The following is a 26,360-nucleotide window of genomic DNA, read 5'->3' as shown; positions in this document are numbered from 1 at the left end:
AAATAACACAAATATCAAACGCGTGGGCGTTTGCGGTACAGCCACAGCCCGGGGATCGACAGCCCAATGGAGAGCGCGCCGACGATGGACGAGGCCTTAAGAAAGTTGCTCAGGAGGAGGATCATCTGCGGCTCGGTGTAGCCAAAATGGCTGATTTTCACCGCGGAAATCATCGCCGTATACGCAGATATGCCCGGGAACATGGGGATCACGGCGGCGACAGTGAACACCTTGGGATGCGCCAGATACCAGCGTGACCACTGAATGCCGATACTGCCAACCAGCATGGAGGCCATAAATGTCGACCATTCGATGTTAAATCCTGCGGTCATCATTACCATTCGCGAGCCATGACCAATCGCGCCCAGCAGCGCACACCACCGCAGAGCGCGTTGCGGAACGTTAAACACCATCGCAAAGCCGACGGCAGGAATGGCGGCCAGAAGCATGTCCTGTGCCAGCGCCAGCAGAAAATCTATCACGCCCATCCGCGTAACCCCCAGAGTGTCAAGGCCATTACTACGCCGATGCAGGTCGCCAGCGTCAGCAGGCTGGCAATAGCCCAGCGTGCCAGACCGGTATTGATGTGTCCTTTAAACATGTCGGCAACGGCGTTGATCAACGGAAAGCCCGGAACCAGCAGAAGCACGCTGGCGGCCATGGCAATCGTCGGGGTAGTGGCAAACTGCGGCAGGCGCAGCAGCAGGCCGGAAACCGTGGTGGCGACAAACGCGGTAATGCAGAAGTTAATTTGCGGATGCAGCTGTCTGTGCGTCAGCAGCTGGCGAACATACATGGCGATACTGCTGGCGAAAAAGGTGACGATCGCGCCGTCCCAGCCGCCTTTATTGAGCTTACAAAAGCAGGCGCAAGACAGCCCTACCATCACCACGACAAGCCAGCGCGGATAACGTAATGGCTTAATTTGGCTGAACCGTTTTTCAATCTCCCGAAGATCGAGAAGCTTATGTTCAGCAAGGATGACGATGTGCTGCACTTCGGTCACGACGTGCATGTTAATGCCGCGGTCATGGTTTTTGCGGGTGGAGGTCAGGCACTGACCGTCTTTGATCGTGGTCAGCACGATGGCGTTGGATGAAATAGCGCTTTCAACGCTATCCATACCCAGCGCCAGTCCCAGCCGGGTGGAAAGCTCCTCAACCAGCGCGCTTTCCGCACCGTGCTGGAGCAGAAAAAGACCGCACTGAATACATAGCCGCGTGATAGCACGCTGCGTTGACCGATCTGCCTGCATGTATTGTCCTGAAGAAGGTCGAAAGTTGCCGGTTGGCCCATAGCGATTACTTTTAGCACAAAGTGCAGTGCCTCTTGCTGTGGGCCAGATCAAGGTTTATGCAAACAGTTGCTGCCCTTAAGTGCGGAAGGGGGTGGGATTAATTCATCATTTTGGTGAATTATTAATATTAAAATATAAGTTATTTATATTTAGTTATTCTAATTTTATATTGTAGTTATTTTAATGACACTGCAGGTGATGCTGCCAACTTACTGATTTAGTGTATGATGGTGTTTTTGAGGTGCTCCAGTGGCTTCTGTTTCTATCAGCTGTCCCTCCTGTTCAGCTACTGACGGGGTGGTGCGTAACGGTAAAAGTACTGCCGGACATCAGCGCTATCTCTGCTCTCACTGCCGTAAAACATGGCAGTTACAGTTCACATACACCGCCTCTCAACCCGGTACGCACCAGAAAATCATTGATATGGCCATGAATGGCGTTGGATGCCGGGCAACCGCCCGCATTATGGGCGTTGGCCTCAACACGATTTTACGTCACTTAAAAAACTCAGGCCGCAGTCGGTAACCTCGCGCATACAGCCGGGCAGTGACGTCATCGTCTGCGCGGAAATGGACGAACAGTGGGGCTACGTCGGGGCTAAATCGCGCCAGCGCTGGCTGTTTTACGCGTATGACAGGCTCCGGAAGACGGTTGTTGCGCACGTATTCGGTGAACGCACTATGGCGACGCTGGGGCGTCTTATGAGCCTGCTGTCACCCTTTGACGTGGTGATATGGATGACGGATGGCTGGCCGCTGTATGAATCCCGCCTGAAGGGAAAGCTGCACGTAATCAGCAAGCGATATACGCAGCGAATTGAGCGGCATAACCTGAATCTGAGGCAGCACCTGGCACGGCTGGGACGGAAGTCGCTGTCGTTCTCAAAATCGGTGGAGCTGCATGATAAAGTCATCGGGCATTATCTGAACATAAAACACTATCAATAATTTGGAGTCATTACCCTCTGACGTAGGGTTACTCGATGCGGCGGATATTATTACCCACCTTCCGGCAAGCGAACCGCAAAGTTCGGCACTCAGTAAGCCGACCTTTTTATAACCTGCCCGTTGCGCGCCAGACAGGCTCTGGCGCAACAATCAGATGCAAACATCAACCCATTTTGCGGAGGTCAGCTCTGCCATTCTGTCAGGTGAAATACGCACGGCACTATGAATTGCGCCTGCTGCGGGCAGGACTTCGGCGTACTGCTTTAGCGAGATATCGCAGTAAACCGCGAGCGGGTTTTCCAGGCCGAACGGGCATACGCCGCCAACGGGGTGACCGGTGATGGTCACCACTTCATCACTGCTGAGCATGCGCGCTTTTGCACCAAACGTGTCTTTCAGCTTTTTGTTATCCAGGCGTGCATCACCTTTCGCTACCACCAGAATCACCTCATTTTTCACTTTTAATGACAAGGTTTTGGCGATTTGTCCCGGTTCAACGCGATGGGCGGCAGCAGCCAACGCAACGGTAGCGGTACTCTGACTAAGTTCAATAACGTCTATATCCGGCGCGTTGTCGGCAAAAAACTGCTGTACAGACTGCAAACTCATTGTTTCCTCCTGACAAATATCCTGCGTAATCTGTCATAAGAATTTATGCTCTGTAAATATCTCTTCGGTAACAAATATCCCGAACGGCTGATTTCTGGATCCTCTTCACAATCACGGAAACCGGTTACAGTAACCGGTTGCAGAGCGTGATGCGTCGATTAATACTGAGTACGTAACGTCCCCTGTACCCAATAATAAGAGCAAATTATGAAACCATTCCGTCTGAGCAGTACCCCTGGTCCACAAGCCAGCAAGGTTGTGAAGGTGATTTATGGAACAATGTGCGGCGCAAATGTGCCCGTAACAAACGTCTGACAGGAGATCTGCCATGTCTGCCAACCATGCTGCGTTTAACCTGATATTCCGTTTTGTTGAAAATTACGTGAGCCCGATTGCCGGGCGGATCTCTTCCCAGCGTCATGTCATGGCTATCCGTGATGGGTTTATCTCCGCGATGCCATTTATGATTGTGGGTTCATTTTTGTTAGTGTTCGCATACCCGCCGTTTTCGCCGGATACCACCTGGGGTTTCGCCCGAGCCTGGCTGGATATGGCGAAGCAGTTTGAAGGCCAGATTCTGACGCCTTTTGATATGACGATGGGCATTATGTCCATTTATATTTGTGCGGCCATTGCCTACAACCTTGGCAAACACTATGTCAAATCGCACCAGTTAGACCCGTTTATGTGTGCCATGCTGTCGCTGATGGCGTTTCTGCTGGTCGCGGCACCGAAAACCAAAGGCACGCTGCCAGTCGACAGCCTGGGTGGGACGGGCATTTTTACTGCGATTCTGGTGGCGATCTACTGCGTTGAGATGATGCGTTTCCTCAAGGCGCATAACATCGGTATTCGCCTGCCAGACCAGGTACCTCCGATGATCAAAAACTCTTTTGATCTGCTCATCCCGGTGCTGGTGGTGGTGTTGACGCTTTATCCTCTGAGCCTGCTCATTCAGTCTCAGTTCGGCATGCTGATCCCGCAGGCCATTATGTCGGTCTTTAAACCTCTGGTTTCCGCAGCGGATTCCCTGCCTGCGATCCTGCTGGCCGTGTTGATTGGCCATCTGCTGTGGTTCGCCGGGATCCACGGCGCCGCCATCGTCTCCGGGATGCTGCAGATGTTCTGGCTGACCAACCTGGGTGCGAACCAGACCGCGCTGGCCGCCAGCCAGCCTCTGCCGCATATTTTTATGGAGGCGTTCTGGACGTTCTTTATCGTGATTGGCGGGTCGGGAGCCACGATGGGCTTGGTGATTTGCTATTTGCGTAGCCGTTCAGCGCATTTACGCTCTATCGGGCGTTTGAGCGTGGTACCCAGCTTCTTTAACATCAATGAACCCGTCATTTTCGGTACGCCAATCGTGATGAACCCGGTGTTCTTTATTCCATTCCTGCTGGCACCGATGGTAAATGCCGTGCTGGCCTGGGCGGCGATGACGTTTGACCTGATTGGCCGCGTCATCTCAGTGGTCCCCTGGACGGCACCGGCGCCAATAGGCGCAGCGTGGGCTCTGGGCTGGGATTTCCGCGCGGCTATTCTGGTTGTGGTTCTGGCCTGCGTATCGGCAATCATCTACTTCCCGTTCTTCAAAGTTTACGAGAAACAGCTGCTGGAGCAGGAAGCGGAAGAAGCGCAGCGTAACGCGGAAGAGGACAATCAGCAGGTGGCTTAGGTAAAAGCAAAACGGCAACTCAGGTTGCCGTTTTTAGTGTTTGTTCCCTCTCCCTGTGGGAGAGGGGCAGGGTGAGGGCATCAGGCCGTGGCCGATTATTTCAGCGTGCAATCCCCGCACTGCTTAACGTCCGGCAGGCGATAGCGCTGGCAGCAGGTGCGGCGAACCAGAAGCCCATCACGGAGCACGACGGTACGGAATAACGGGTTGTCGCGGCCATCGGAAAGCTGTTTTGCAAAGAAACAGGACTGACGCAGGGCATCAACGTTCTCATCACCAAGCAGAGGCTTCATTTCCGTTAAATACCAGTGGATTAAATAGCCCGTATTGCTCCAGATAAGCTTCGCGTTAATCTCTCCCGTCGCTTCAAGCGCTTCCACCACTGGGATCAGGGCCTGGGTGATAAGCTGCTCCATGCGCTCCTGAGCCGTCAGGCGTTCCCCGTTCTGGTCTTCGTGGAGAGCAATCCAGAAACAGGCTGCGCGCCCGGTTTCGTGAAACTCGACGTGGAAATTATCCGGCGAGAGTTCCAGCATGCTCTTCTGGGTTAATAGCGCCAGCATGAGGGGTGGCACCATCAGCCCGATATACCACTGCGCCCAGAGAGAGAGCAGCGGTTTATTTTCCCGCGTAAGGGTGGGCTGATTGCGATAGATATGGTCGGAATAGGTGGCCAGCAGCGACTGCAGTTTTGTCGGTTGACGCCACTCTGAGAGCGTCATGGCGTGGTTCGGGTGCGCTTCATCAAGCCGGATAAAGTCCAGCAGGTGGGCTCGCGTCTCCGCAATCTTATCCCGTATGGCATCCGCAAGCGAAACATTCCCGCTGGTGAGGGGCGCTCGCCAGAGGAGGGGTTCGACGATGTGTGCGGTTTGCGTAGCCATAGTATAGATAGAAATCTAAATGATAATGATTGCCAATCCTAACTATTGCTCATACCAATGGCAAGACTTTTGTCCGGGTGACACCGCCGTGATGTTTATGCCGTCTGCAGCTCTTCACTCAACAGAATGTTATTGCGCCCCATATGCTTTGCTTCGTAGAGGGCTTTGTCCGCTTTTTCCAGCGCGCCTTCCACGTCTTCATCCTCGAAAATGGCAATACCAATGCTGATGGTGACGTTTGTCGCGACACTCTCATTAAACAGATGCGGGATTTTCAAATCGTAGACTTTCTGACGGATCCGCTCGGCCGTCTGGCGAGCATGTTCGAGTGAAATATTGGTCAGCAGCACCATAAACTCTTCTCCGCCAAAACGCGCCACAATATCGCGAGAACGCACGGCGTCGCGGATTGCCGCAGAGACGCGCTTAAGCGCCTGGTCGCCCATCATATGGCCATAATGATCGTTGTAGGCTTTAAAGTGGTCGATATCCATCAGCAGAACAAAGTGCTCGCCATTTTCTACCGTCGGCAGGTTCTCCAGACGGCTTTGCAGGCCGCGACGATTATAGAGCCCGGTAAGCGGGTCCATCATGCTGAGATCGGTAAGGGTTTCTCGCTCTTCCAACAGGCGAGAGAGCAATTCCTGAGCGAAACGATCGTTACGCGTTTGCAAAATGTTATGAATGGCAATTGCCACCACAGGAAGTGCGAAAGAATAGGTCATTCTTAGCCATATATCGTGATCGCTTAGCCACAGGCAGACAATAAAGGTGGGCAATGAGTGCAGCGTAAATGCTTTGATATTACTGGCGAATGCCAGGGTTCCGATAAAAAGTACCGTTAATAGGGCGATTAACAAATACGTCGCGTGGTCGTGGGTAATTAAGGCGAATTTAGACACAATTTGCCAGGCCCACAAAATACCGAAGATCCCTGAAACAACGGGAATATTTATCTTCCGCGCGCGCTTTCTCCAGTGCCAGACGAACAGACCGGTGCTGATGGAGAAAATAGCAATAAGTGGGGCAGATAACAGGCGTACAGAATTGAGCGGATTTGTTACCGAGAACACTGCCGAGGTTGCGTTCAGAAATAAAAATAAACGTAACGACAATTGATATTTTCTGTGAACCAAAGACCGCCAGGATTGTGATGTCATAGTCGTGCGTTTTTATTAAAATTTAATTAAAACAAATAAGTAGGTGCCGTTTCGCAATAAAACATGCAAAAAACTCAAAGAGTAATTATCAGAAAATCTTTAGATGTTGTTAACAGGTGTGCAATTTATCACCTTAGGCAATTCCTGTCATTACGGGAAAGGTAAAGGTCGATGGATTTTGATTCATTCAGCTGACAAATGATAATGCGTGTCATATGATATTGGTTATCATTATCGTTGTGAGAGGGCAGAGCATGTTGAACAGGGCGCTTGGAAGTGGTTGGGGGGTATTGCTACCGGGAGCCATTCTCGGCGGGTTGATGTTTGCCGATCTCTCCCTTGATACCTGGAAGGCGATCATTGTGTCAGGCCTGTTAGTCACGTCAGGCATGATCTGGCATAAACAGCTGCGCCACTTTGTTTTACTGCCATCATGCGTAGCACTGGTCAGTGGAATTCTGGTGATATTGATGAGTTTGAAATAACAGGGAAAACAAGAGGAACTTCAGAAGGGATGTAAGATAATTGGTGCGAGGGGGGGACTCGAACCCCCACATCCTAAGGACACTAACACCTGAAGCTAGCGCGTCTACCAATTCCGCCACCTTCGCACAGTCATCTTACTATTGTTGATATCGCCTCGTTGGTGCGAGGGGGGGGACTCGAACCCCCACATCCGTAAGGACACTAACACCTGAAGCTAGCGCGTCTACCAATTCCGCCACCTTCGCCCAGTGCGAGCAATATCATTGTGATTTATGGTGCGAGGGGGGGGACTCGAACCCCCACATCCGTAAGGACACTAACACCTGAAGCTAGCGCGTCTACCAATTCCGCCACCTTCGCATACCATCGATACTGTAAAAGTATCGTAACCACGGAGGCGCATTCTAGATGTTTTCAGCTTTACGTCAACAGAAAAGTGCGCGCGACGCCTTGATTGCTGCAAAAATGGCCGATGCAGGTGCCATGCGGAGCCGGATGGCGCTTGCGCTTATCCGGCCTGCTGGAGTGGAGATTACTTTTTGGCCTGACGCGTCATTACGGTACGGTAGACCTTAAAGCGGCCGGTCTGGGCGATCACTTCGTGGAAGCCGAAGGTTTCGTCCAGCACTTTCGGGTACGCCAGGAAGGCGTTCGCAACAATACGCAGCTCGCCGCCGCTGTTAAGGTGACGGGTTGCGCCACGGATCAGCGTTTGTGCCGCTTCAAGGCTGGTCTCCATACCATCGTGGAACGGCGGGTTGGAAATAATCATGTCGAAGCGACCGGTGACGTCGGAGAAGACGTTGCTGGCAATCACCTCGCCTTCAATGCCGTTTGCGGCAAGCGTTGCGCGGCTGGCTTCTACCGCCGGGCGCTCACGTCACACAGGGTTAAGCGCACTTTTGGTGAATGGCTGGCAAGCACGGTAGAGAGCACGCCCGCGCCGCAGCCCACGTCCAGCACTTTGCCTTTGGTGTGCGGCGTCAGGGTGGAGAGCAGCAGCTTGCTGCCCGTATCCAGCGCGTCACGGCTGAACACGCCCGGCAGGGTTTTGATGGTCAGGCCGTCGAGCTGGTACTCGTCCCAGTAAGCCTGTGGATCAAACGTTGTCTGTTTTTCCAGACGGCCATGGTACAGACCACAGCGGCGTGCGCTGTCGACTTTGTTCAGCGGCGCGTAGCCTTCCAGCATCTGTTCAGCGCTACGCACGCCGCTGCGGTTCTCACCCACCACGAAAATATCGCAGCCGACCGGCAGCAGGGAGAGCAGGTTCATCAGCTGGAACTGGGCTTCCGGCTTGTTCTTCGGCCAGTAGTAGATCAGCGTATCGCAGTCGGCGATATCGCTCTGCTCCGCCACCAGGCTAAAGCGCGCGCGCTCGCCCATCTGGCGGCTCAGCACCTGCCAGTGGTGGTAGTATTGGGTGTGGGCACGGCTTTCAGCACAGTCGAAACGCGCAGGCAGGTCATCCTGCATATCTCCGGCAAACAGAATACGGCTTTCTTCGAAATCATCACTGTGACGCAGCAAGACTTCACTTGCCGGGGTAAATGCAGACATGAATTGTTCCTCAATAAACTCAGGCGGGGATTATAGTAGGTAGATGGCGCACTTTCGACACATTTGCTATATTTGCGCGCCTGAGAGACAGGAGTTTTCCCTATGACATCCCGACGAGACTGGCAGTTGCAGCAGCTGGGCATTACCCAGTGGGCTTTGCGTCGCCCGACGGCGTTGCAGGGCGAAATCGCCATTTCCATCCCTGCGCACGTACGCCTGGTGATGGTGGCGGAAGAACTGCCTGCCCTGAATGAACCCCTGATCGATGATGTCCTTCGCAGCCTGAAGATGACGGCCGACCAGGTTTTACAGCTGACGCCAGAGCATGTCGCGATGCTTCCTCCTGATAGCCGCTGTAACAGCTGGCGTATCGGAGAGACAAACGAGATCCCCCTCCAGGGGAGCCAGATCTGCACGCCAGCGCTGGACGAACTGAAAGCCAACCCAAAAGCGCGCAGCGCGCTATGGCAACAAATCTGCGAATATGAACACGATTTCTTCCCTCACGACGCCTGACCTGACCACAGCGTTTGCGATTGAAACACGCGCCCACGCCTTTCCGTGGAGCGAAAAAACCTTCGCCAGCAATCAGGGCGAACGGTATCTGAACTTCCGTCTGGACGTTGACGGCACCATGGCCGCCTTCGCGATCACGCAGGTTGTTCTTGATGAAGCGACGCTGTTTAATATTGCGGTTGATCCCGCGTTCCAGCGCCGTGGGCTGGGAAGAGAACTGCTCGAGCACCTCATTCGCGAGCTCGAAACCCGTGACGTTTTCACCCTGTGGCTGGAGGTGCGCGCGTCGAATGTCGCCGCCATCGCGCTCTATGAAAGCTTAGGCTTTAACGAGGCGACAATCCGCCGTAACTACTACCCCACCGCAGAGGGACGCGAAGACGCCATCATAATGGCTCTGCCGATTGGATAATAAAAAATAAGGTTGTAACGATGAAATGGGACTGGATTTTCTTTGATGCCGACGAAACGCTGTTTACGTTCGATTCGTTCGGCGGCCTGCAGCGGATGTTTCTCGACTATAGCGTGACCTTCACCGCTGAAGATTTTCAGGACTATCAGGCGGTAAACAAGCCGCTGTGGGTGGATTACCAGAACGGTGCCATCACCGCGTTACAGCTTCAGCACCAGCGTTTTGACGTCTGGGCGGAACGCTTAAAGGTCAGTCCGGGGACGCTGAACGAGGCGTTCCTGAACGCGATGGCCGATATCTGTGCGCCACTGCCGGGTGCGGTTTCCCTGCTGAATGCGTTGAAAGGCAAGGTGAAACTGGGGATCATCACCAACGGTTTTACCGCCCTGCAGCAGATCCGCCTCGAGCGCACCGGCCTGCGCGATCATTTCGACGCGCTGGTGATCTCCGAAGAGGTGGGCGTACCTAAACCGGATCCGCGTATTTTCGATTATGCGCTGTCGCAGGCAGGTAATCCTGACCGCGATCGCGTCCTGATGGTGGGTGATACGGCAGAGTCAGATATCCTGGGCGGAATGAATGCCGGTCTGTCGACCGTCTGGCTCAACGCGCATGGCCGCGTGAAGCCTGAAGGCATCGAGCCGACCTGGACCGTAACGTCGTTGAACGAACTGGAGCAACTCCTGTGTAAACAATGATTGCCTGCCCCCCATTGATGGGTAAAATAGCCGCAATTTTGTATTCCATGATGCGTGGCGTGCTGCCGCGCTTATAAAAGAAGATTTAATTATGACGTTGTCTCCTTATCTGCAAGAGGTGGCCAAGCGCCGCACTTTTGCCATTATCTCCCACCCGGATGCCGGTAAAACGACCATCACCGAGAAGGTGTTGCTGTTCGGACAGGCGATCCAGACTGCGGGTACCGTTAAAGGCCGTGGCTCCAGCCAGCATGCAAAATCTGACTGGATGGAGATGGAAAAGCAGCGTGGTATTTCGATTACCACCTCCGTGATGCAGTTCCCGTATCACGACTGCCTGGTGAACCTGCTGGATACCCCGGGCCACGAAGACTTCTCCGAAGATACCTACCGTACCCTGACGGCGGTGGACTGCTGTCTGATGGTGATCGACGCCGCGAAAGGTGTAGAAGACCGGACCCGTAAGCTGATGGAAGTTACCCGTCTGCGCGATACGCCGATCCTCACCTTTATGAACAAACTCGACCGTGACATCCGTGACCCGATGGAAGTGATGGACGAAGTGGAAAGCGAGCTGAAAATCGCCTGTGCGCCCATCACCTGGCCAATTGGCTGCGGTAAGCTGTTCAAAGGGGTGTATCACCTCTATAAAGACGAAACCTATCTGTATCAGACCGGTAAAGGCCACACCATTCAGGACGTTCGCGTGGTGAAAGGTCTGGATAACCCTGAGCTGGACGTGGCAGTCGGCGAAGAGCTGGCCGCGCAGCTGCGCGACGAACTGGAGCTGGTCAAAGGTGCGTCTCACGAGTTCGACAAAGAGCTGTTCCTGAGCGGTGAAATCACCCCGGTCTTCTTCGGTACCGCGCTGGGTAACTTCGGCGTTGACCACATGCTGGACGGTCTGGTGGAGTGGGCGCCGCGCCCGATGCCGCGTAAAACCGACACCCGTGAAGTGGAAGCGCAGGAAGAGAAATTCACCGGCTTCGTGTTCAAAATTCAGGCCAACATGGACCCGAAACACCGCGATCGCGTGGCCTTTATGCGCGTGGTGTCCGGTAAGTATGAAAAGGGCATGAAGCTGCGCCAGGTGCGTACCGGTAAAGACGTGGTGATCTCCGACGCGCTGACCTTTATGGCGGGCGACCGTTCGCACGTTGAAGAGGCGTATCCGGGCGACATCATCGGTCTGCACAACCACGGCACTATTCAGATCGGCGATACCTTCACCCAGGGTGAAATGATGAAGTTCACCGGTATTCCGAACTTCGCACCGGAGCTGTTCCGTCGTATTCGTCTGCGCGATCCGCTGAAGCAGAAACAGCTGCTGAAAGGCCTGGTTCAGCTCTCCGAGGAGGGCGCCGTGCAGGTGTTCCGCCCAATCGCGAACAACGATCTGATCGTGGGTGCGGTCGGCGTGCTGCAGTTCGACGTGGTTGTTGCGCGTCTGAAGAGCGAGTACAACGTGGAAGCGATTTACGAGTCCGTGAACGTCGCGACCGCGCGCTGGGTTGAGTGTTCTGACGTGAAGAAATTCGAAGAATTTAAGCGTAAGAACGAAATTCAGCTGGCGCTGGATGGCGGCGATAACCTGACCTATATCGCACCAACCATGGTGAACCTGAACCTGACGCAGGAACGTTATCCTGACGTTCAGTTCCGTAAAACCCGCGAGCACTAATCCCCTCTCAGAGCACGGCTGCCGCCGTGCTCTTCTTTAATTCCTGTCTTATTAATCCCTTGCGGAATGTTCTTAATTCAACGCAATTTCACGCTATTCGCGCGTTTTTTACTCAATTCTGAAAGCGGCTCTGTGAGAGTGATCTATATTTAACTCAGTGTTTAACACCGGGCGTGGATAAATTAACTGTTCAATGCATGACTTTAGGTTGTCCATTTTGCCCGCGTGTTTATTCGCAATATATAAAACTACTAAGGAAGTATGTAGCCCGAATAACGGGTCAACACAGGAATAGATCGATGAATATGACAAGACTGAAGATTTCGAAAACTCTGCTGGCTGTAACCCTGGGTAGCGTTCTGGTGAGCGGTTCCGCCCTGGCGGAAAGCACCACCATGGATAAAGCACAGTCCACTGCCGATACCGCAGGGCAAAAAATCGATAGCTCTATGAATAAAGTCGGCAACTTCATGGATGACAGCTCAATCACAGCAAAAGTGAAAGCCGCACTGGTGGATGATGAATCCATCAAAAGTACCGATATTTCCGTTAAGACCGACAAGAAAGTGGTCACGCTGAGCGGCTTCGTGGAAAGCCAGGCTCAGGCCGAGCAGGCGGTGAAAGTCGCGAAGGGCGTCGAAGGTGTTGCCTCCGTCAGCGATAAGCTGCACGTACGTGACGGTAAAAACGCGTCGGTGAAAGGTTATGCCGGTGATGCCGCTACTACCAGCGAAATCAAAGCTAAACTTTTAGCGGATGACATCGTGCCGTCCCGTAAGGTGAAAGTAGAAACCACCGATGGTGTGGTTCAGCTTTCCGGTACGGTAGATTCGCAGGCGCAAAGTGAACGCGCCGAGTCCATCGCGAAAGCGATTGACGGTGTGAAAAGCGTTAAAAACGATCTGAAAACGAAGTAAATCTGGACCATTCGCCCGTCTGGCTAACACCTGCGGGCGAAATAAGAACGACTCTGGAAAAACGCCGGTGAGTGACCTGAGCGCTCACGTTTAGCGGCCGACATTAACTATGGTAAAGGAGAAGCTTATGTTTCGTTGGGGCATTATATTTCTGGTTATCGCGTTAATTGCCGCCGCATTGGGCTTTGGTGGACTGGCAGGTACAGCGGCATGGGCAGCTAAAATTGTCTTCGTTGTGGGTATTATTCTGTTCCTGGTCAGCCTGTTTACGGGTCGTAGACGTCCGTAGCAAACGCAATATTCCTTCAACAAAATAAAGCCAGTCACTGTGACTGGCTTTTTCTTATTTGCGGAACAGGTCGGGTGCGTTACTGTGGTGTTATAAAATAATCAAAACAGGAAAGCAGAGGTGGGGCAACGAATTCCCGTTACGCTCGGCAATATTGCGCCGCTGACGTTAAAACCGTTTCGCGCAGGTCAACTCGCGCTGGTTTGCGAGGGGGGAGGGCAGCGCGGCATTTTCACCGCCGGCGTGCTGGATGAATTTATGCGCGCGCAGTTCAACCCGTTTGACCTTTACTTCGGCACGTCTGCCGGGGCGCAGAACCTCTCTGCCTATGTTTGTAATCAACCTGGCTACGCGCGAAAGGTCATCATGCGCTACACCACGGCAAAAGAATTTTTTAATCCGGTGCGCTTTGTGCGCGGCGGCAACCTGATCGATCTCGACTGGCTACTGGAAGCGACCTCCAGCCAGATGCCGCTGGCCATGGATACCGCTGCCCGTCTGTTTGATAGCGGCAAAGAGTTCTGGATGTGCGCCAGCCGGGGCGATGACTATTCGCCGGGCTATTTTTCTCCTCAGAAGGAAAACTGGCTGGACATCATCCGTGCCTCCAGCGCGATCCCCGGCTTTTATCGTACGGGAGCCCTGCTGGACGGCATTAGCTATCTGGACGGTGGGATCAGTGACGCGGTGCCGGTTCAGGAAGCCGCCCGGCGCGGGGCGAAAACCATTGTGGTGATCCGAACCGTACCGTCGCAAATGTATTACACGCCGCAGTGGTTTAAACGGATGGAGCGCTGGTTGGGCGACAGCAGCCTGCAGCCGCTGGTGAACATCGCGAAGCAGCATGAAACCACCTACGGCGCGATGCAGCGCTTCATTGAAAAACCGCCGGGCAAACTGCGTATTTTTGAAATCTATCCACCTAAGCCGCTGCTGAGCATGGCCCTGGGCAGTCGCGTCCCTGCGCTGCGCATGGATTACAAAACGGGGCGGCTGTGCGGGCGCTATTTCCTGGCGACGGTAGGCAAAATGCTGGCGGAGCAACCGCCGCTTCATCGCCATAAACGCATTATTATGCCGCCTGCCATTGTCGCCAACGACGCCCTGACGATGCCGCTGGTGGATATTCCGCAGGCGAATGACGCTTTACTGGATAACGAGGATCTGGCGTGACGCTCCGCTTTGTCGATACCCACTGCCACTTTGATTTCCCGCCGTTTACGGGGGATGAAGCGCACAGCATTGCCAAAGCTGCCGAGGCAGGCGTTCAGGCCATCATTATGCCGTCAGTGGAAGCGGCCTATTTTTCCCGGGTGATGGATCTTTCCATGCGGTACCCCGCGCTCTATGCCGCGCTCGGCCTGCATCCGATCGTGATTGAGCGACACCTTGATGAGCACATTGAGAGGCTTGATGAGCTCCTGCAGACCGCAGGAGACAAACTTGTCGCCATCGGTGAGATCGGCCTCGATCTTTATCGTGAGGATCCTCAGTTTGAGCGCCAGCAGACGATCCTCGACGCGCAGCTCAGGCTGGCGAAGCGCCACGATCTGCCGGTGATCCTCCATTCAAGACGCACGCACGATAAGCTGGCGATGCACCTGAAACGCATCGATCTGCCTCGCAGGGGCGTAGTGCACGGTTTTTCCGGCAGCCTGCAGCAGGCGCAGCGTTTTATTGAGCTGGGCTATAAAATCGGCGTCGGTGGCACCATCACCTATCCGCGCGCCAGTAAAACCAGGGACGTAATGGCACAGCTGCCGCTGTCGGCGCTTCTGCTGGAAACCGACGCGCCGGATATGCCGCTGAATGGTTTTCAGGGTCAGCCGAATCGCCCGGAACAGGCGGCGCGCGTGTTCACCACCCTGTGTGAACTGCGAAAAGAGCCTGAAGAGGTGATTGCCGATGCGCTGCTGGAAAATACCCGTTCGGTATTTGGCATCACGCTATAGGTAAAGCGCCGGACGGAGCACCGTTATCTTCTGTTTTTCCAGCGCCCGCGCCAGCGGTTCAACGTCCTCGGGCGTGGCGCTGCGCCACGACGCCGCCTCACCGTAAACGCCATGCGCATGAAATGCGTTGATGCGCACCGGCACATTCCCAAGCCCGTGGATAAAGGTCGTTAGCGGTTTGAGATGTTCCAGGTAATCACATTGCTCTGGGATGACCAATAAGCGGAGTTCCGTCAAACGGCGGCGATCTGCCAGCCAGCGGATGTTCTGCTTAATCTGCGGGTTTTCGCGCCCGGTCAGGAAGCGGTGATGCTCGTTCCCCCACGCCTTCAGATCCAGCATCGCGCCATCCAGTACCGGCAGCAGCTTTTGCCAGCCGGTTTCGCTTAACAGACCGTTGCTGTCTACCAGACAGGTGAGGTGACGCAGGGCGGGATCGGCTTTGATCGCGTTGAACAGGGCGATCAAAAACGGCAATTGCGTTGTGGCTTCACCACCGCTCACGGTGATCCCTTCGATAAACGGTGCGGATTTGCGGACCTGGGTGAGGATCTCTTCCACGCTGAAGCGGTGCGCCATAGGCGTTGCCTGCTGCTGGCACAGGTGCAGGCAGGTGTCGCACTGCTGGCAGTCACTCTCCTGCCACCAGACGCGTCCGGCCTGAATGGTCAGCGCGTCGTGCGGGCAGTGGGGCACACAGTCCCCGCAGTCGTTGCAGCGGCCGATCGTCCACGGGTTGTGGCAGGTTTTGCAGCGCAGGTTGCAGCCCTGCAGGAACAGGGCCAGGCGGCTGCCCGGCCCGTCCACGCAGGAAAAAGGAATGACCTGACTAACTAAAGCGCATCTGCTGTTCATGGCTAACCACGCGCGGCTGTCGTTCCAGAATACGGGTATTGCGTGCGGCTTCTTCCCCCAGCCAGGTAGTATTGGTGCGCGATCCGGCTTCCCGGTATTTCTCCAGATCCGACAAGCGAACCATATAGCCGGTCACGCGGACCAGATCGTTACCCGCTACGTTGGCGGTAAATTCCCGCATTCCCGCCCTGAACGCGCCCAGGCAAAGCTGAACCACCGCCTGAGGATTGCGTTTTACCGTCTCCTCCAGGGTGAGAATATCGCTGATTCCGGAGTGATAGTGTTTGTGATGCGGCGCAACGGCCAGCAGATGGCTGACAGGATCCGGCTCATCGCCGTAGGGCAGGCGCGCGCCCGGCGTGGTGCCGGAGTCGGAGCTGATCCCCGACTGCACGTGCAGCATCGCGCGATGCTTCCAGCCGTGCTTCACCGGCGTGTTTTCCACAAACGCCGCAAGCTGTTCGCTGATGCGATAGCCCAGCGCGTTGGCCTGCTCGTCTTTTCCGTAACGGCCTTCAATGCCCTCCTTTTCACAGAGCGTATTCACCGCTTCCGCCAGGCCGTACATGCCAAACATGGATACAAACCGATCCGCATCAATCAGCCCCTCTTTGACCAGGAAGCTATTCTCAAAGAAGCCAGATTGCCCGTACAGAAAATCGCAGCGCGCATCGATGATGGCAATTTGCTGCTGGCAGTAGTGCGGGAGCGTGCGGGTGAAGAAGTTTTCAATGGATGTGCTGCGTTCAGCAATGGCTTTGAGGTTAAGGCGCACCAGGGTGCTGCCGCCGCCTGCAAGCGGCAGGGAGTTGTAACAACTCACCACGCCGTAACGGCCTTTTGTGAAAATTTTATCATTCATCGGGCCATTAGAAATATGCGGTTTGCTGCATTCACATATGTTTTTTGCCACCTCAAGCAGCAAATCGTCCGGGGTGATATCGGGATCGTAGATAAAGGTCAGGTTCGGCGCGACCTGCTTCAGCTCTGCATCGGCACGCAGAATGGCGCGCGTGACGGGCGTATCCGCCGGGCCGATATTGGCGTGCATAAACGCATCCGGCAGCGTACGGTCGAGATAGCGCCAGAAACGTTTTATTCGGCTATCGATCTCTTCTTGTGTTAGAATTCTAACATATGGAGTTAATATCGCATCAAGCTGACCGAGATAGACCGGCATCGATGTGACGGACGGAACATGATGGTAGAGGATGGTTAACAGCGAGAGGGCGTCGTCGAGATCTTTTGCCCCTTCCAGTTCCAGCCATTCTGAACCGTTAGCCAGAAATTTTGCGTAATCCGGCAGAACGTAACGGGGTTTGTAAGGCGCGTGGCCTTCGAACATGTCGCAGATAAACCCTTCTTCCAGCGCGGCTCGTGCGGCTTCAGGAAGTGCCGGGTAAGGCAGGTTGTTTTCCGCTTCCAGCGCCAGAAAATGACGTTTTTGTTCCGGGGTTAACACCGGGCTTGTCACAATGTGCTGGCAACGTTGTTGCAGGGCGTCGGGGCTGGAGTGGGGCATATTCGCTTCCTTGAGTGTTCTGCGGATGATGAACGGATTGTAGGAAGCCAGCCTGTCGGGGCTTTTGATCCGACAGAGGGTATCGCTGCTTTAGTCGGCAATTTACGCGCTAAAGTTTGAAGAAGATCTCATTACAGTAATGCAAATTTGTATGCAGTTTTCATTAACTGTGATGAATGTCGAAGTGTGGATGCGGGTGAATGTTAGAATACTCACAGACCCGCAAGGTAAAATTTATACGGCACTGCCGTTGGAGAATGTTATGACCGATTTAACTGCAAGCAGCCTGCGCGCGTTGAAGCTGATGGACCTGACCACCCTGAACGATGACGATACCAATGAAAAAGTCATCGCCCTGTGCCATCAGGCGAAAACGCCGGTGGGTAACACTGCAGCCATCTGTATCTACCCGCGCTTTATCCCGATTGCCCGTAAGACGCTGAAAGAGCAGGGCACGCCGGACGTGCGCATTGCAACCGTAACTAACTTCCCGCATGGCAACGATGATATCGAAATTGCGCTGGCGGAAACCCGCGCGGCGATTGCCTACGGCGCAGACGAAGTTGACGTGGTGTTCCCGTACCGCGCGCTGATCGCCGGCAACGAGCAGGTCGGTTTTGACCTGGTGAAAGCCTGTAAAGACGCGTGCGCGGCGGCAAACGTGCTGCTGAAAGTGATCATCGAAACCGGCGAGCTGAAAGAAGAGGCGCTGATTCGTAAAGCGTCTGAAATCTCCATCAAGGCCGGTGCAGATTTTATTAAAACCTCTACCGGTAAAGTGCCGGTGAATGCAACCCCGGAAAGCGCGCGCATCATGATGGAAGTGATCCGCGACATGGGTGTGTCCAAAACCGTTGGTTTCAAACCTGCGGGCGGCGTGCGTACTGCTGAAGACGCGCAGCAGTTCCTGGCGATTGCCGACGAGCTGTTTGGCGCCGACTGGGCCGATTCCCGTCACTACCGCTTCGGTGCGTCCAGCCTGCTGGCCAGCCTGCTGAAAGCGCTGGGTCACGGCGACGGTAAGAGCGCAAGCAGCTACTGATTGCCAGACTATGCCGGATGACGCTTTGTTCATCCGGCCGACAGGATCGTAGGGCGGGTAAGCGTAACGCCACCCGCCACAACTCCCCCGATTCCGCATGGAGGTTACCGTGTTTCTCGCACAAGAAATTATTCGTAAAAAACGTGATGGTCATGCATTAAGCGATGAAGAGATCCGCTTCTTCATCAACGGCATTCGTGATAACACCGTCTCAGAAGGGCAGATTGCGGCTCTGGCGATGACCATTTTCTTCCACGATATGTCGATGCCTGAGCGCGTGTCGCTGACCATGGCGATGCGAGATTCAGGAACCGTTCTGGACTGGAAAAGCCTTAATCTTAACGGCCCGATCGTGGATAAACACTCCACCGGCGGCGTGGGCGACGTGACGTCTCTGATGCTCGGCCCAATGGTTGCAGCCTGTGGCGGTTACATCCCGATGATCTCCGGGCGCGGCCTGGGCCACACCGGCGGTACCCTCGACAAACTGGAAGCCATTCCGGGCTTCGATATCTTCCCGGACGACAACCGCTTCCGCGACATTATTAAAGACGTTGGTGTGGCGATTATCGGCCAGACCAGCTCTCTTGCTCCGGCAGACAAGCGTTTCTACGCGACCCGCGACATCACCGCGACCGTTGACTCCATCCCGCTGATCACCGCCTCTATCCTGGCGAAGAAACTGGCAGAAGGGCTGGACGCGCTGGTGATGGACGTGAAGGTCGGCAGCGGCGCCTTTATGCCGACCTATGAACTTTCTGCTGCGCTTGCCGAAGCGATCGTTGGCGTCTCCAACGGCGCGGGCGTGCGCACCACCGCGCTGCTCACCGACATGAACCAGGTGCTGGCCTCCAGCGCCGGTAACGCGGTTGAAGTGCGTGAGGCGGTACAGTTCCTCACCGGTGAATACCGTAACCCGCGTCTGTTTGACGTGACCATGGCGCTGTGTGTTGAGATGTTAATCTCCGGCAAGCTGGCCAAAGACGATGCGGAAGCGCGCGCGAAACTGCAGGCGGTGCTGGACAACGGCAAAGCGGCGGAGATCTTTGGCCGCATGGTTGCGGCGCAGAAAGGCCCGACCGATTTCGTCGAAAACTACGCGAAATACCTGCCAACCGCGACGCTCAGCAAAGCGGTGTATGCCGATAGCGAAGGGTTTGTCTCTGCGATGGACACCCGTGCGCTGGGTATGGCGGTGGTCTCGATGGGCGGCGGTCGCCGTCAGGCATCGGACACCATTGATTACAGCGTCGGCTTTACCGATATGGCCCGTCTGGGCGACAGCGTTGACGGCCAGCGTCCGCTGGCGGTGATCCACGCCAAAGACGAAGCCAGCTGGCAGGAAGCGGCTAAAGCGGTGAAAGCGGCTATTACGCTTGACGATAAAGCGCCGGAAACCACACCGACTGTCTATCGCCGTATCACCGAATAGCGGTATACTGATCTGATCAATCATTTTTAAGCACTACGTACGGAGAACAATTATGAAACGTGCATTTATTATGGTGCTGGACTCATTCGGCATCGGCGCAACCGAAGATGCAGAACGTTTTGGTGACGTGGGTTCCGATACCATGGGTCACATCGCGGAAGCCTGTGCGAAAGGCGAAGCGGACAACGGTCGTAAAGGCCCTCTGACTCTACCCAACCTGACCCGCCTCGGTCTGGTGAAAGCGCATGAAGGTTCTACCGGTAAAATCGCAGCCGGTATGGACGGCAACGCGGAAGTCGTGGGCGCCTACGGCTGGGCTCACGAACTCTCCTCCGGTAAAGACACCCCGTCTGGCCACTGGGAAATCGCCGGTGTGCCGGTGCTGTTCGACTGGGGTTATTTCTCCGATCACGAGAACAGCTTCCCGCAGGAGCTGCTCGATAAGCTGGTGAAGCGCGCCAACCTGCCGGGTTACCTCGGTAACTGCCACTCTTCCGGTACCGTGATTCTGGATGAGCTCGGCGAAGAGCACATGAAAACCGGCAAGCCGATTTTCTACACCTCTGCTGACTCCGTGTTCCAGATTGCCTGCCACGAAGAGACGTTTGGCCTGGATAAACTCTACGAGCTGTGCGAAATCGCCCGTGAAGAGCTGACCGAAGGCGGCTACAACATTGGCCGCGTGATCGCGCGTCCGTTTATCGGCGACAAAGCGGGTAACTTCCAGCGTACCGGTAACCGTCATGACCTGGCCGTTGAGCCACCGGCACCGACCGTACTGCAGAAGCTGGTTGAAGAGAAAGACGGCCACGTGGTTTCCGTGGGTAAAATCGCGGATATCTACGCCAACTGCGGCATCACCAAAAAAGTGAAAGCCACCGGTCTGGATGCGCTGTTTGATGCCACCATCAAAGAGATGAAAGAAGCGGGCGACAAGACCATCGTCTTCACCAACTTCGTGGACTTCGACTCCTCCTGGGGCCACCGTCGCGACGTAGCGGGCTATGCAGCAGGTCTTGAGCTGTTCGACCGCCGTCTGCCGGAGCTGATGGAGCTGGTGGGTGAAGATGACATTCTGATCCTGACCGCGGACCACGGCTGTGACCCAACCTGGACCGGTACCGACCACACCCGTGAGCACATTCCGGTGCTGGTGTACGGCCCGAAAGTGAAGCCGGGCTCGCTCGGTCACCGTGAAACCTTCGCGGACATCGGCCAGACTATCGCGAAATACTTTGGTACGTCTGACATGGAATATGGCAAGGCCATGTTCTGAATCAAGTTGGGTGCGGTCTGATGCCCTCACCCCGGCCCTCTCCCACAGGGAGAGGGTGAAAAGAATAAACAATGTAAAAGGAACTGAAGATGGCAACTCCTCACATTAATGCAGAAATGGGTGATTTCGCTGACGTCGTATTGATGCCGGGCGACCCGCTGCGCGCGAAGCACATTGCAGAAACTTTCCTGGAAGACGTGCGTGAAGTGAATAACGTTCGCGGCATGCTGGGCTTCACCGGTACCTATAAAGGCCGCAAAATCTCCGTGATGGGTCACGGTATGGGTATCCCATCCTGCTCTATCTACACCAAAGAGCTGATCACCGACTTCGGCGTGAAGAAAATCATTCGCGTGGGCTCCTGCGGCGCGGTGCGCATGGACGTTAAGCTGCGCGACATCGTTATCGGTATGGGCGCCTGCACCGATTCCAAAGTTAACCGCATGCGTTTTAAAGACCATGACTTCGCGGCGATTGCTGACTTCGGCATGGTGCGTGACGCGGTTGACGCGGCAAAAGCGCTGGGCGTTGAAGCGCGCGTGGGTAACATCTTCTCTGCTGACCTGTTCTATGCCCCGGACGGCGGCGAGATGTTCGACGTGATGGAGAAATACGGCATTCTGGGCGTGGAAATGGAAGCGGCGGGTATCTACGGCGTCGCGGCTGAGTTTGGTGCGAAAGCGCTGACCATCTGCACCGTGTCTGACCACATCCGTACCCACGAGCAGACCACCGCTGCCGAGCGTCAGACTACCTTCAACGACATGATCAAAATCGCGCTGGAATCCGTTCTGTTGGGCGATAAAGAGTAATTCTGTCTCTTCCCTCCCTCTCCCTGTGGGAGAGGGCCGGGGTGAGGGCACCAGACCGCACCTAGCGCACCGCTTGTGCAATCCACGCCGACAGCTCACGCAGCTCTTTTTCCTGCTCCGGGAAATCCCCAATCAACGCGTCGCATTCCTGCTGCAGCATATCAGCCCTGTACAAACAGCCCTGCAAACGTGCCGACAGCGCCTCTAAGGGTGCCGGGTTCAGGCTATCGGTAAACACCTGTGTGCGGGTGATATGGCCTTTCTCCACGTCAAAATGCAGCTCCACGCCGCCCCAGGTAAAACGCTCGTCCAGCAGATGTGAAAACGCAGGAGCCTGACCGAAGTTCCACTCCCAACTGCTCTGGCGGGCGAAGGTGTCGGCGAAGTTGGGCAGGTCCGGGATTTTTTCAGGGGAGATGACTTCTGCTTCCACTCGCTCGCCGTAATGCTCAAAGAACGCGTCACGGATGGCATCGCAAATCTGTTCGTGCGTAATCCCCGGCAGCAGTTCTACCAGATTCGCCACGCGACCGCGCACGGAGGTAATTCCTTTGGCCTGGAGCTTTTTCTTATCCGGATTCAGGTAGTTCGCCAGACGGCTCAGATCGGCGTTCAGCAACAGGGTGCCGTGGTGGAAGCCGCGATCCATCGTTTCGCGGTAGGCGGAGCCGGAGACCTTCCGGTCGCCCTCGGGGGTTTTCACCACCAGATCGTTACGCCCGGACGCTTCCGCCGTCACGCCGAGTGAATTGAGCGCGTTGAGGACGATGCAGGTTGAGATGGTTTTATCGTACTCCGGTTTACCCGCCATAAAGGTGAAGCAGGTATTGCCCAGATCGTGAAACACCGCGCCGCCGCCGCTGCTGCGGCGCGCCAGGCGGACGTTATCCTCTTCCATACGCCGGGTGTTGCACTCTTTCCACGGGTTTTGCGCGCGGCCAATGACCACCGTATCGGCGTTACGCCAGAGAAACAGTACGCGCTGGGTGGCGGGCATCTGGCGGAAGATGCACTCTTCTACCGCGAGATTAAACCAGGGATCGTAAGAGTCAGAGACAAGCAGGCGTAACGTCGTCATGGCAAAGTTCCTTTTCCGAATCGTTCGCCTACTTTATCACTATTCTTTCTTCTCGCTCTCTTCGTCTTCGGGGACGGATTTACTGGCGGTCAGCAGGAACGGGGATTGCTGCCAGCGCGAGCGCTTGCCCCGAAGCAGGGTGCGCGCCAGCACAACGCCGATGGCGAGTGAAAGCAGCAGCATCAGGCGCAGAATATTGGTGGTATTATCGACCTGTTTGGCTTCAGTGGGCAGGGTGTGGGTATCGAGGGTCAGGCGCAGATAGCCCAGTGGGCCATTCTTCCCCTGAATAGGTTCGACGATCTGCTGGTTAAAATAGCCCCCGGCTTTTTTCCCGTCCAGCGCCAGCCTGTCGCGCACGTCGACGTGCTCGCCCGCGCGGGCAATCAGGTTGCCTTGCTCATCATAGACGCCGGCATCAAGAATGCGGCTGTTCTCCGTGAGCAGGCGTAAAACCTGGCCTATCCGCTTCTCGTCCGGGGTTTCGGTACGCATGGACGGCGCGACGTTGAGCGTCACCTGGCGTGCCAGCGTGCGGGCCAGCTCTTCAAACTGCGGGTTGCGTTGCCGTTGATGGTTCTGGCTAAACCACGATGCCCCTTGCATCAGCACCACTAATAGTGCGAGACAGGAAAGGACAATCACGGCGCGATGGAGCCGGAATTTCAGTTTTGCGCGAGCCATATTCCACCTGCTGAAAATTTACGGCTTAATGTTGCCAGAAGTGATGGTTACAGGGTAGCCTCATGCGTTATTTTCCCTCTGCAACCTTCCGGCGCGAACGAAATTACAGGAGCTTTAATGCCGAACATTACCTGGTGTGACCTGCCAACGGATGTCTCTTTATGGCCAGGATTGCCGCTCTCTTTAAGTGGCGATGAGGTGATGCCTCTGGATTACCACGCCGGTCGTAGCGGCTGGCTCCTCTACGGACGCGGTCTGGATAAGCAACGCCTGACCCAGTATCAAAGCAAGCTGGGTGCGGCGATGGTCATCGTCGCCGCCTGGTGCGTGGAAGACTACCAGGTAATTCGCCTGGCGGGTTCCCTGACGCAGCGCGCAACGCGTCTGGCGCATGACGCAGGGCTGGACGTCGCGCCGCTGGGTAAAATCCCGCACCTGAAAACCCCTGGCCTGCTGGTCATGGACATGGACTCAACCGCCATTCAGATCGAGTGTATTGACGAGATTGCGAAGCTGGCGGGCAGCGGCGAGCTGGTGGCGGAAGTCACTGAACGTGCGATGCGCGGCGAGCTGGACTTCACCGCCAGCCTGCGCCAGCGCGTGGCGACCCTGAAAGGGGCCGATGCCAACATTCTGCGTCAGGTGCGCGACGTGCTGCCGCTGATGCCAGGGCTGACGCAGCTGGTGCTGAAGCTGCAGTCCCTCGGCTGGAAAGTGGCGATTGCTTCCGGTGGCTTCACCTTCTTCGCGGATTACCTGCGGGAAAAACTGCATCTGACCACCGTGGTGGCCAATGAGCTGGAGATCATGGACGGCAAGCTGACCGGCCAGGTGATCGGCGATATCGTAGATGCCCAGTACAAAGCCAATACGCTGACGCGTCTGGCGGAAAAATATGAAATTCCGGTTGTCCAGACCGTCGCCATCGGCGATGGCGCGAACGACCTGCCGATGATCAAAGCCGCCGGGCTGGGCATTGCCTACCACGCCAAGCCAAAAGTGAATGAAAAGACGGAAGTCACTATCCGTCACGCTGACCTGATGGGGGTGTTCTGCATTCTCTCCGGCAGCATTAATCAGAAATAACGGTCTGCTTTGTATGCCGGGTAAGCGTAAGCGCCACCCGGCACGCAGGCCGCACAGAAATAACGAGGTAAACCGTGGCGAAAGCTCCAAAACGCGCATTTGTCTGTAATGAATGTGGTGCGGATTATCCGCGCTGGCAGGGGCAATGCAGCGCCTGTCATGCCTGGAACACCATCACCGAAGTGCGTGGTGTGGCGGCTTCGCCGAGCGTGGCCCGCAACGAGCGCCTGAGCGGCTACGCCGGTAACGCGGGCGTGGCGAAGGTGCAAAAACTTTCAGACATCAGCCTCGAAGAGCTGCCGCGCTTCTCCACCGGGTTCAAAGAGTTTGACCGCGTGCTCGGCGGCGGCGTGGTGCCGGGCAGTGCGATCCTGATCGGCGGTAACCCGGGGGCGGGTAAATCGACCCTGCTGCTGCAAACGCTCTGCAAGCTCGCCGAACAGATGAAAACCCTGTACGTCACGGGCGAAGAGTCTCTTCAGCAGGTGGCGATGCGCGCGCACCGCCTGGGCCTGCCGACCGGCAACCTGAACATGCTCTCCGAAACCAGCATCGAGCAGATCTGCATGATTGCCGAAGAAGAGCAGCCGAAGCTGATGGTGATCGACTCCATTCAGGTGATGCACATGGCGGACATTCAGTCCTCGCCGGGCAGCGTCGCGCAGGTGCGTGAAACCGCGGCTTACCTGACGCGCTTTGCCAAAACGCGCGGCGTGGCGATTGTGATGGTCGGCCACGTCACCAAAGACGGCTCGCTGGCCGGACCGAAGGTGCTTGAACACTGTATCGACTGCTCCGTAATGCTCGACGGCGACGCGGATTCTCGCTTCCGTACCCTGCGCAGCCACAAGAACCGCTTTGGGGCGGTGAACGAACTGGGCGTGTTTGCCATGACCGAACAGGGGCTGCGCGAAGTCAGCAACCCGTCGGCTATCTTCCTGAGCCGCGGCGATGAGATCACCTCCGGCAGCTCGGTGATGGTGCTGTGGGAAGGGACGCGCCCGCTGCTTGTCGAAATTCAGGCGCTGGTGGACGTGTCGATGATGGGCAACCCGCGGCGCGTGGCTGTCGGTCTGGAACAGAACCGTCTGGCGATCCTGCTGGCGGTGCTGCACCGTCACGGCGGGCTGCAGATGGCGGATCAGGACGTCTTCGTTAACGTGGTCGGCGGCGTCAAAGTCACTGAGACCAGCGCAGACCTGGCGCTGCTGCTGGCGATGGTCTCCAGCCTGCGCGACAGGCCGCTGCCGCAGGATCTGGTAGTGTTTGGCGAAGTAGGCCTCGCCGGGGAGATCCGTCCGGTGCCCAGCGGTCAGGAGCGTATCTCCGAGGCGGCAAAACACGGCTTCCGCAGGGCGATCGTGCCCGCCGCCAACGTGCCGAAAAAAATCCCGGAAGGGATGCAGGTATTTGGCATGAAGAAACTCGCAGATGCGTTAAATGTCTTTGACGACTTATAATTACGTAAATTTGATTTTGCAGGAGGCACC

26 protein-coding genes, 3 tRNA genes and 2 pseudogenes are annotated in these 26,360 nt (G+C 55.7%); 18 read left to right on the top strand and 13 right to left on the bottom strand.

Features of this window, described 5'->3' with window-relative positions; all coding sequences use genetic code 11:
* Window positions 1-14 precede the first annotated feature (14 nt).
* Both ACJ69_RS14140 and ACJ69_RS14135 read right to left on the bottom strand, forming a co-directional pair.
* Window positions 15-488, bottom strand: coding sequence for a threonine/serine exporter (locus ACJ69_RS14140; RefSeq protein ID WP_023310302.1), 474 nt, complete (start codon window positions 486-488; stop codon window positions 15-17).
* On the bottom strand, window positions 479-1,255 hold the full coding sequence (locus ACJ69_RS14135; protein ID WP_054830226.1) for a threonine/serine exporter family protein: 777 nt from the start codon (window positions 1,253-1,255) through the stop codon (window positions 479-481). Before ACJ69_RS14135 ends, ACJ69_RS14140 begins: the two co-directional genes overlap by 10 nt.
* Before the next feature lie 291 nt (window positions 1,256-1,546).
* On the opposite strand from ACJ69_RS14135, the gene ACJ69_RS14130 reads away from it, so the two are divergent.
* Together ACJ69_RS14130 and ACJ69_RS25765 are read left to right on the top strand one after the other, a co-directional pair.
* Window positions 1,547-2,244, top strand: a protein-coding gene (locus ACJ69_RS14130) for an IS1-like element IS1A family transposase (protein ID WP_103215986.1) whose coding sequence is annotated in 2 segments (ribosomal slippage) — window positions 1,547-1,796 and window positions 1,796-2,244 — 699 coding nt in all. Because the reading frame shifts where the segments join, the coding sequence is not laid out codon by codon here.
* A 16-nt stretch (window positions 2,245-2,260) separates the two neighbouring features.
* Window positions 2,261-2,356: pseudogene (locus ACJ69_RS25765) on the top strand (DNA-binding transcriptional activator BglJ); the annotation flags it as partial.
* Window positions 2,357-2,394: 38 nt separating this feature from the next.
* Here the strand turns inward: ACJ69_RS25765 and ACJ69_RS14125 are convergent.
* Window positions 2,395-2,853 (bottom strand): YbaK/EbsC family protein, encoded by a 459-nt coding sequence (locus tag ACJ69_RS14125; RefSeq protein WP_008502085.1) that lies wholly within the window; start codon window positions 2,851-2,853, stop codon window positions 2,395-2,397.
* Window positions 2,854-3,181: 328 nt separating this feature from the next.
* On the opposite strand from ACJ69_RS14125, the gene ACJ69_RS14120 reads away from it, so the two are divergent.
* The gene (locus tag ACJ69_RS14120; RefSeq protein WP_023310306.1) at window positions 3,182-4,528 is read left to right on the top strand and encodes a PTS sugar transporter subunit IIC; all 1,347 of its coding nucleotides are present in this window, start codon (window positions 3,182-3,184) and stop codon (window positions 4,526-4,528) included.
* Window positions 4,529-4,623: 95 nt separating this feature from the next.
* On the opposite strand, the gene fhuF is transcribed toward ACJ69_RS14120, so the two are convergent.
* Both fhuF and ACJ69_RS14110 read right to left on the bottom strand, forming a co-directional pair.
* Window positions 4,624-5,412 (bottom strand): siderophore-iron reductase FhuF, encoded by a 789-nt coding sequence (fhuF, locus tag ACJ69_RS14115; RefSeq protein WP_059347206.1) that lies wholly within the window; start codon window positions 5,410-5,412, stop codon window positions 4,624-4,626.
* A gap of 95 nt (window positions 5,413-5,507) precedes the next feature.
* Complete coding sequence (locus ACJ69_RS14110) at window positions 5,508-6,572, bottom strand: GGDEF domain-containing protein (protein WP_029740020.1); 1,065 nt, start codon at window positions 6,570-6,572, stop codon at window positions 5,508-5,510.
* A 215-nt stretch (window positions 6,573-6,787) separates the two neighbouring features.
* Between ACJ69_RS14110 and ACJ69_RS14105 the strand changes: the two genes are divergently transcribed.
* Window positions 6,788-7,057, top strand: coding sequence for a DUF1435 domain-containing protein (locus tag ACJ69_RS14105; protein ID WP_047646590.1), 270 nt, complete (start codon window positions 6,788-6,790; stop codon window positions 7,055-7,057).
* Window positions 7,058-7,098: 41 nt separating this feature from the next.
* On the opposite strand, the gene ACJ69_RS14100 is transcribed toward ACJ69_RS14105, so the two are convergent.
* From ACJ69_RS14100 to rsmC, 4 genes and pseudogenes are all read right to left on the bottom strand, one after another.
* Window positions 7,099-7,183 (bottom strand) — tRNA-Leu (locus ACJ69_RS14100).
* A 33-nt stretch (window positions 7,184-7,216) separates the two neighbouring features.
* Window positions 7,217-7,303 (bottom strand) — tRNA-Leu (locus ACJ69_RS14095).
* A gap of 28 nt (window positions 7,304-7,331) precedes the next feature.
* Window positions 7,332-7,418: transfer RNA gene (locus ACJ69_RS14090), tRNA-Leu, on the bottom strand.
* A gap of 172 nt (window positions 7,419-7,590) precedes the next feature.
* Window positions 7,591-8,618: pseudogene (rsmC, locus tag ACJ69_RS14085) on the bottom strand (16S rRNA (guanine(1207)-N(2))-methyltransferase RsmC).
* Window positions 8,619-8,720: 102 nt separating this feature from the next.
* Between rsmC and ACJ69_RS14080 the strand changes: the two are divergent.
* From ACJ69_RS14080 to ACJ69_RS14045, 8 genes are all read left to right on the top strand, one after another.
* Window positions 8,721-9,134 carry a DNA polymerase III subunit psi gene (locus tag ACJ69_RS14080; protein ID WP_059347205.1) on the top strand — a complete coding sequence of 138 codons (414 nt, stop codon included), beginning with the start codon at window positions 8,721-8,723 and terminating at the stop codon, window positions 9,132-9,134.
* Window positions 9,103-9,546, top strand: a complete 444-nt coding sequence (gene rimI, locus ACJ69_RS14075) for a ribosomal protein S18-alanine N-acetyltransferase (RefSeq protein WP_047742882.1) — start codon at window positions 9,103-9,105, stop codon at window positions 9,544-9,546. The genes ACJ69_RS14080 and rimI overlap by 32 nt, the downstream gene beginning before the upstream one ends.
* A 20-nt stretch (window positions 9,547-9,566) precedes the next feature.
* On the top strand, window positions 9,567-10,244 hold the full coding sequence (gene yjjG / locus ACJ69_RS14070) for a pyrimidine 5'-nucleotidase (RefSeq protein WP_032660825.1): 678 nt from the start codon (window positions 9,567-9,569) through the stop codon (window positions 10,242-10,244).
* Between the two features lie 91 nt (window positions 10,245-10,335).
* Window positions 10,336-11,925, top strand: coding sequence for a peptide chain release factor 3 (gene prfC / locus ACJ69_RS14065; RefSeq protein WP_059347204.1), 1,590 nt, complete (start codon window positions 10,336-10,338; stop codon window positions 11,923-11,925).
* Between the two features lie 299 nt (window positions 11,926-12,224).
* Window positions 12,225-12,842, top strand: coding sequence for a molecular chaperone OsmY (osmY, locus tag ACJ69_RS14060; RefSeq protein WP_032660819.1), 618 nt, complete (start codon window positions 12,225-12,227; stop codon window positions 12,840-12,842).
* 127 nt (window positions 12,843-12,969) lie between these two features.
* Complete coding sequence (locus tag ACJ69_RS14055; RefSeq protein WP_003856556.1) at window positions 12,970-13,131, top strand: DUF1328 domain-containing protein; 162 nt, start codon at window positions 12,970-12,972, stop codon at window positions 13,129-13,131.
* A 120-nt stretch (window positions 13,132-13,251) separates the two neighbouring features.
* Window positions 13,252-14,304 carry a patatin-like phospholipase family protein gene (locus ACJ69_RS14050; protein WP_029740013.1) on the top strand — a complete coding sequence of 351 codons (1,053 nt, stop codon included), beginning with the start codon at window positions 13,252-13,254 and terminating at the stop codon, window positions 14,302-14,304.
* On the top strand, window positions 14,301-15,083 hold the full coding sequence (locus tag ACJ69_RS14045; protein ID WP_059347203.1) for a TatD family hydrolase: 783 nt from the start codon (window positions 14,301-14,303) through the stop codon (window positions 15,081-15,083). The genes ACJ69_RS14050 and ACJ69_RS14045 overlap by 4 nt, the downstream gene beginning before the upstream one ends.
* On the opposite strand, the gene ACJ69_RS14040 is transcribed toward ACJ69_RS14045, so the two are convergent.
* Both ACJ69_RS14040 and ACJ69_RS14035 read right to left on the bottom strand, forming a co-directional pair.
* On the bottom strand, window positions 15,078-15,938 hold the full coding sequence (locus ACJ69_RS14040) for a YjjW family glycine radical enzyme activase (RefSeq protein WP_054829506.1): 861 nt from the start codon (window positions 15,936-15,938) through the stop codon (window positions 15,078-15,080). The genes ACJ69_RS14045 and ACJ69_RS14040 overlap by 6 nt on opposite strands.
* Window positions 15,913-17,460, bottom strand: a complete 1,548-nt coding sequence (locus ACJ69_RS14035; RefSeq protein WP_059347202.1) for a YjjI family glycine radical enzyme — start codon at window positions 17,458-17,460, stop codon at window positions 15,913-15,915. The genes ACJ69_RS14040 and ACJ69_RS14035 overlap by 26 nt, the downstream gene beginning before the upstream one ends.
* Window positions 17,461-17,722: 262 nt before the next feature.
* Here ACJ69_RS14035 and deoC point away from each other — a divergent pair, with 262 nt between their 5' ends.
* The 4 genes from deoC (at window position 17,723) to deoD (ending at window position 22,022) form a co-directional block, all read left to right on the top strand.
* The gene (gene deoC, locus ACJ69_RS14030; protein ID WP_023310320.1) at window positions 17,723-18,502 is read left to right on the top strand and encodes a deoxyribose-phosphate aldolase; all 780 of its coding nucleotides are present in this window, start codon (window positions 17,723-17,725) and stop codon (window positions 18,500-18,502) included.
* 109 nt (window positions 18,503-18,611) lie between these two features.
* Window positions 18,612-19,934: a thymidine phosphorylase gene (gene deoA / locus ACJ69_RS14025; RefSeq protein ID WP_047646671.1), complete on the top strand. Its 1,323-nt coding sequence runs from the start codon at window positions 18,612-18,614 to the stop codon at window positions 19,932-19,934.
* 52 nt (window positions 19,935-19,986) lie between these two features.
* The gene (gene deoB, locus ACJ69_RS14020; RefSeq protein ID WP_047646597.1) at window positions 19,987-21,210 is read left to right on the top strand and encodes a phosphopentomutase; all 1,224 of its coding nucleotides are present in this window, start codon (window positions 19,987-19,989) and stop codon (window positions 21,208-21,210) included.
* Window positions 21,211-21,299: 89 nt separating this feature from the next.
* Window positions 21,300-22,022, top strand: a complete 723-nt coding sequence (gene deoD, locus ACJ69_RS14015; RefSeq protein ID WP_010427122.1) for a purine-nucleoside phosphorylase — start codon at window positions 21,300-21,302, stop codon at window positions 22,020-22,022.
* Between the two features lie 61 nt (window positions 22,023-22,083).
* Here deoD and lplA read toward each other — a convergent pair whose 3' ends face one another.
* Window positions 22,084-23,100 carry a lipoate--protein ligase LplA gene (lplA, locus tag ACJ69_RS14010; protein ID WP_059347201.1) on the bottom strand — a complete coding sequence of 339 codons (1,017 nt, stop codon included), beginning with the start codon at window positions 23,098-23,100 and terminating at the stop codon, window positions 22,084-22,086.
* Window positions 23,101-23,139: 39 nt separating this feature from the next.
* Entirely contained in the window at window positions 23,140-23,784 is a 645-nt protein-coding gene (locus ACJ69_RS14005) for a YtjB family periplasmic protein (RefSeq protein ID WP_029740846.1), read from the bottom strand.
* A 117-nt stretch (window positions 23,785-23,901) separates the two neighbouring features.
* Here ACJ69_RS14005 and serB point away from each other — a divergent pair, with 117 nt between their 5' ends.
* Window positions 23,902-24,870, top strand: a complete 969-nt coding sequence (gene serB, locus ACJ69_RS14000; RefSeq protein ID WP_023310325.1) for a phosphoserine phosphatase — start codon at window positions 23,902-23,904, stop codon at window positions 24,868-24,870.
* A gap of 74 nt (window positions 24,871-24,944) precedes the next feature.
* The gene (gene radA, locus ACJ69_RS13995) at window positions 24,945-26,330 is read left to right on the top strand and encodes a DNA repair protein RadA (protein ID WP_054829507.1); all 1,386 of its coding nucleotides are present in this window, start codon (window positions 24,945-24,947) and stop codon (window positions 26,328-26,330) included.
* Window positions 26,331-26,360 lie beyond the last annotated feature (30 nt).

Origin of the sequence: Enterobacter asburiae (assembly GCF_001521715.1) — a bacterium.
In the GTDB taxonomy this organism is placed as follows: Bacteria; Pseudomonadota; Gammaproteobacteria; order Enterobacterales; family Enterobacteriaceae; genus Enterobacter; species Enterobacter asburiae.
Note: the sequence above shows the minus strand (reverse complement) of the source record. Positions and strands in the feature narration are given on the sequence as shown.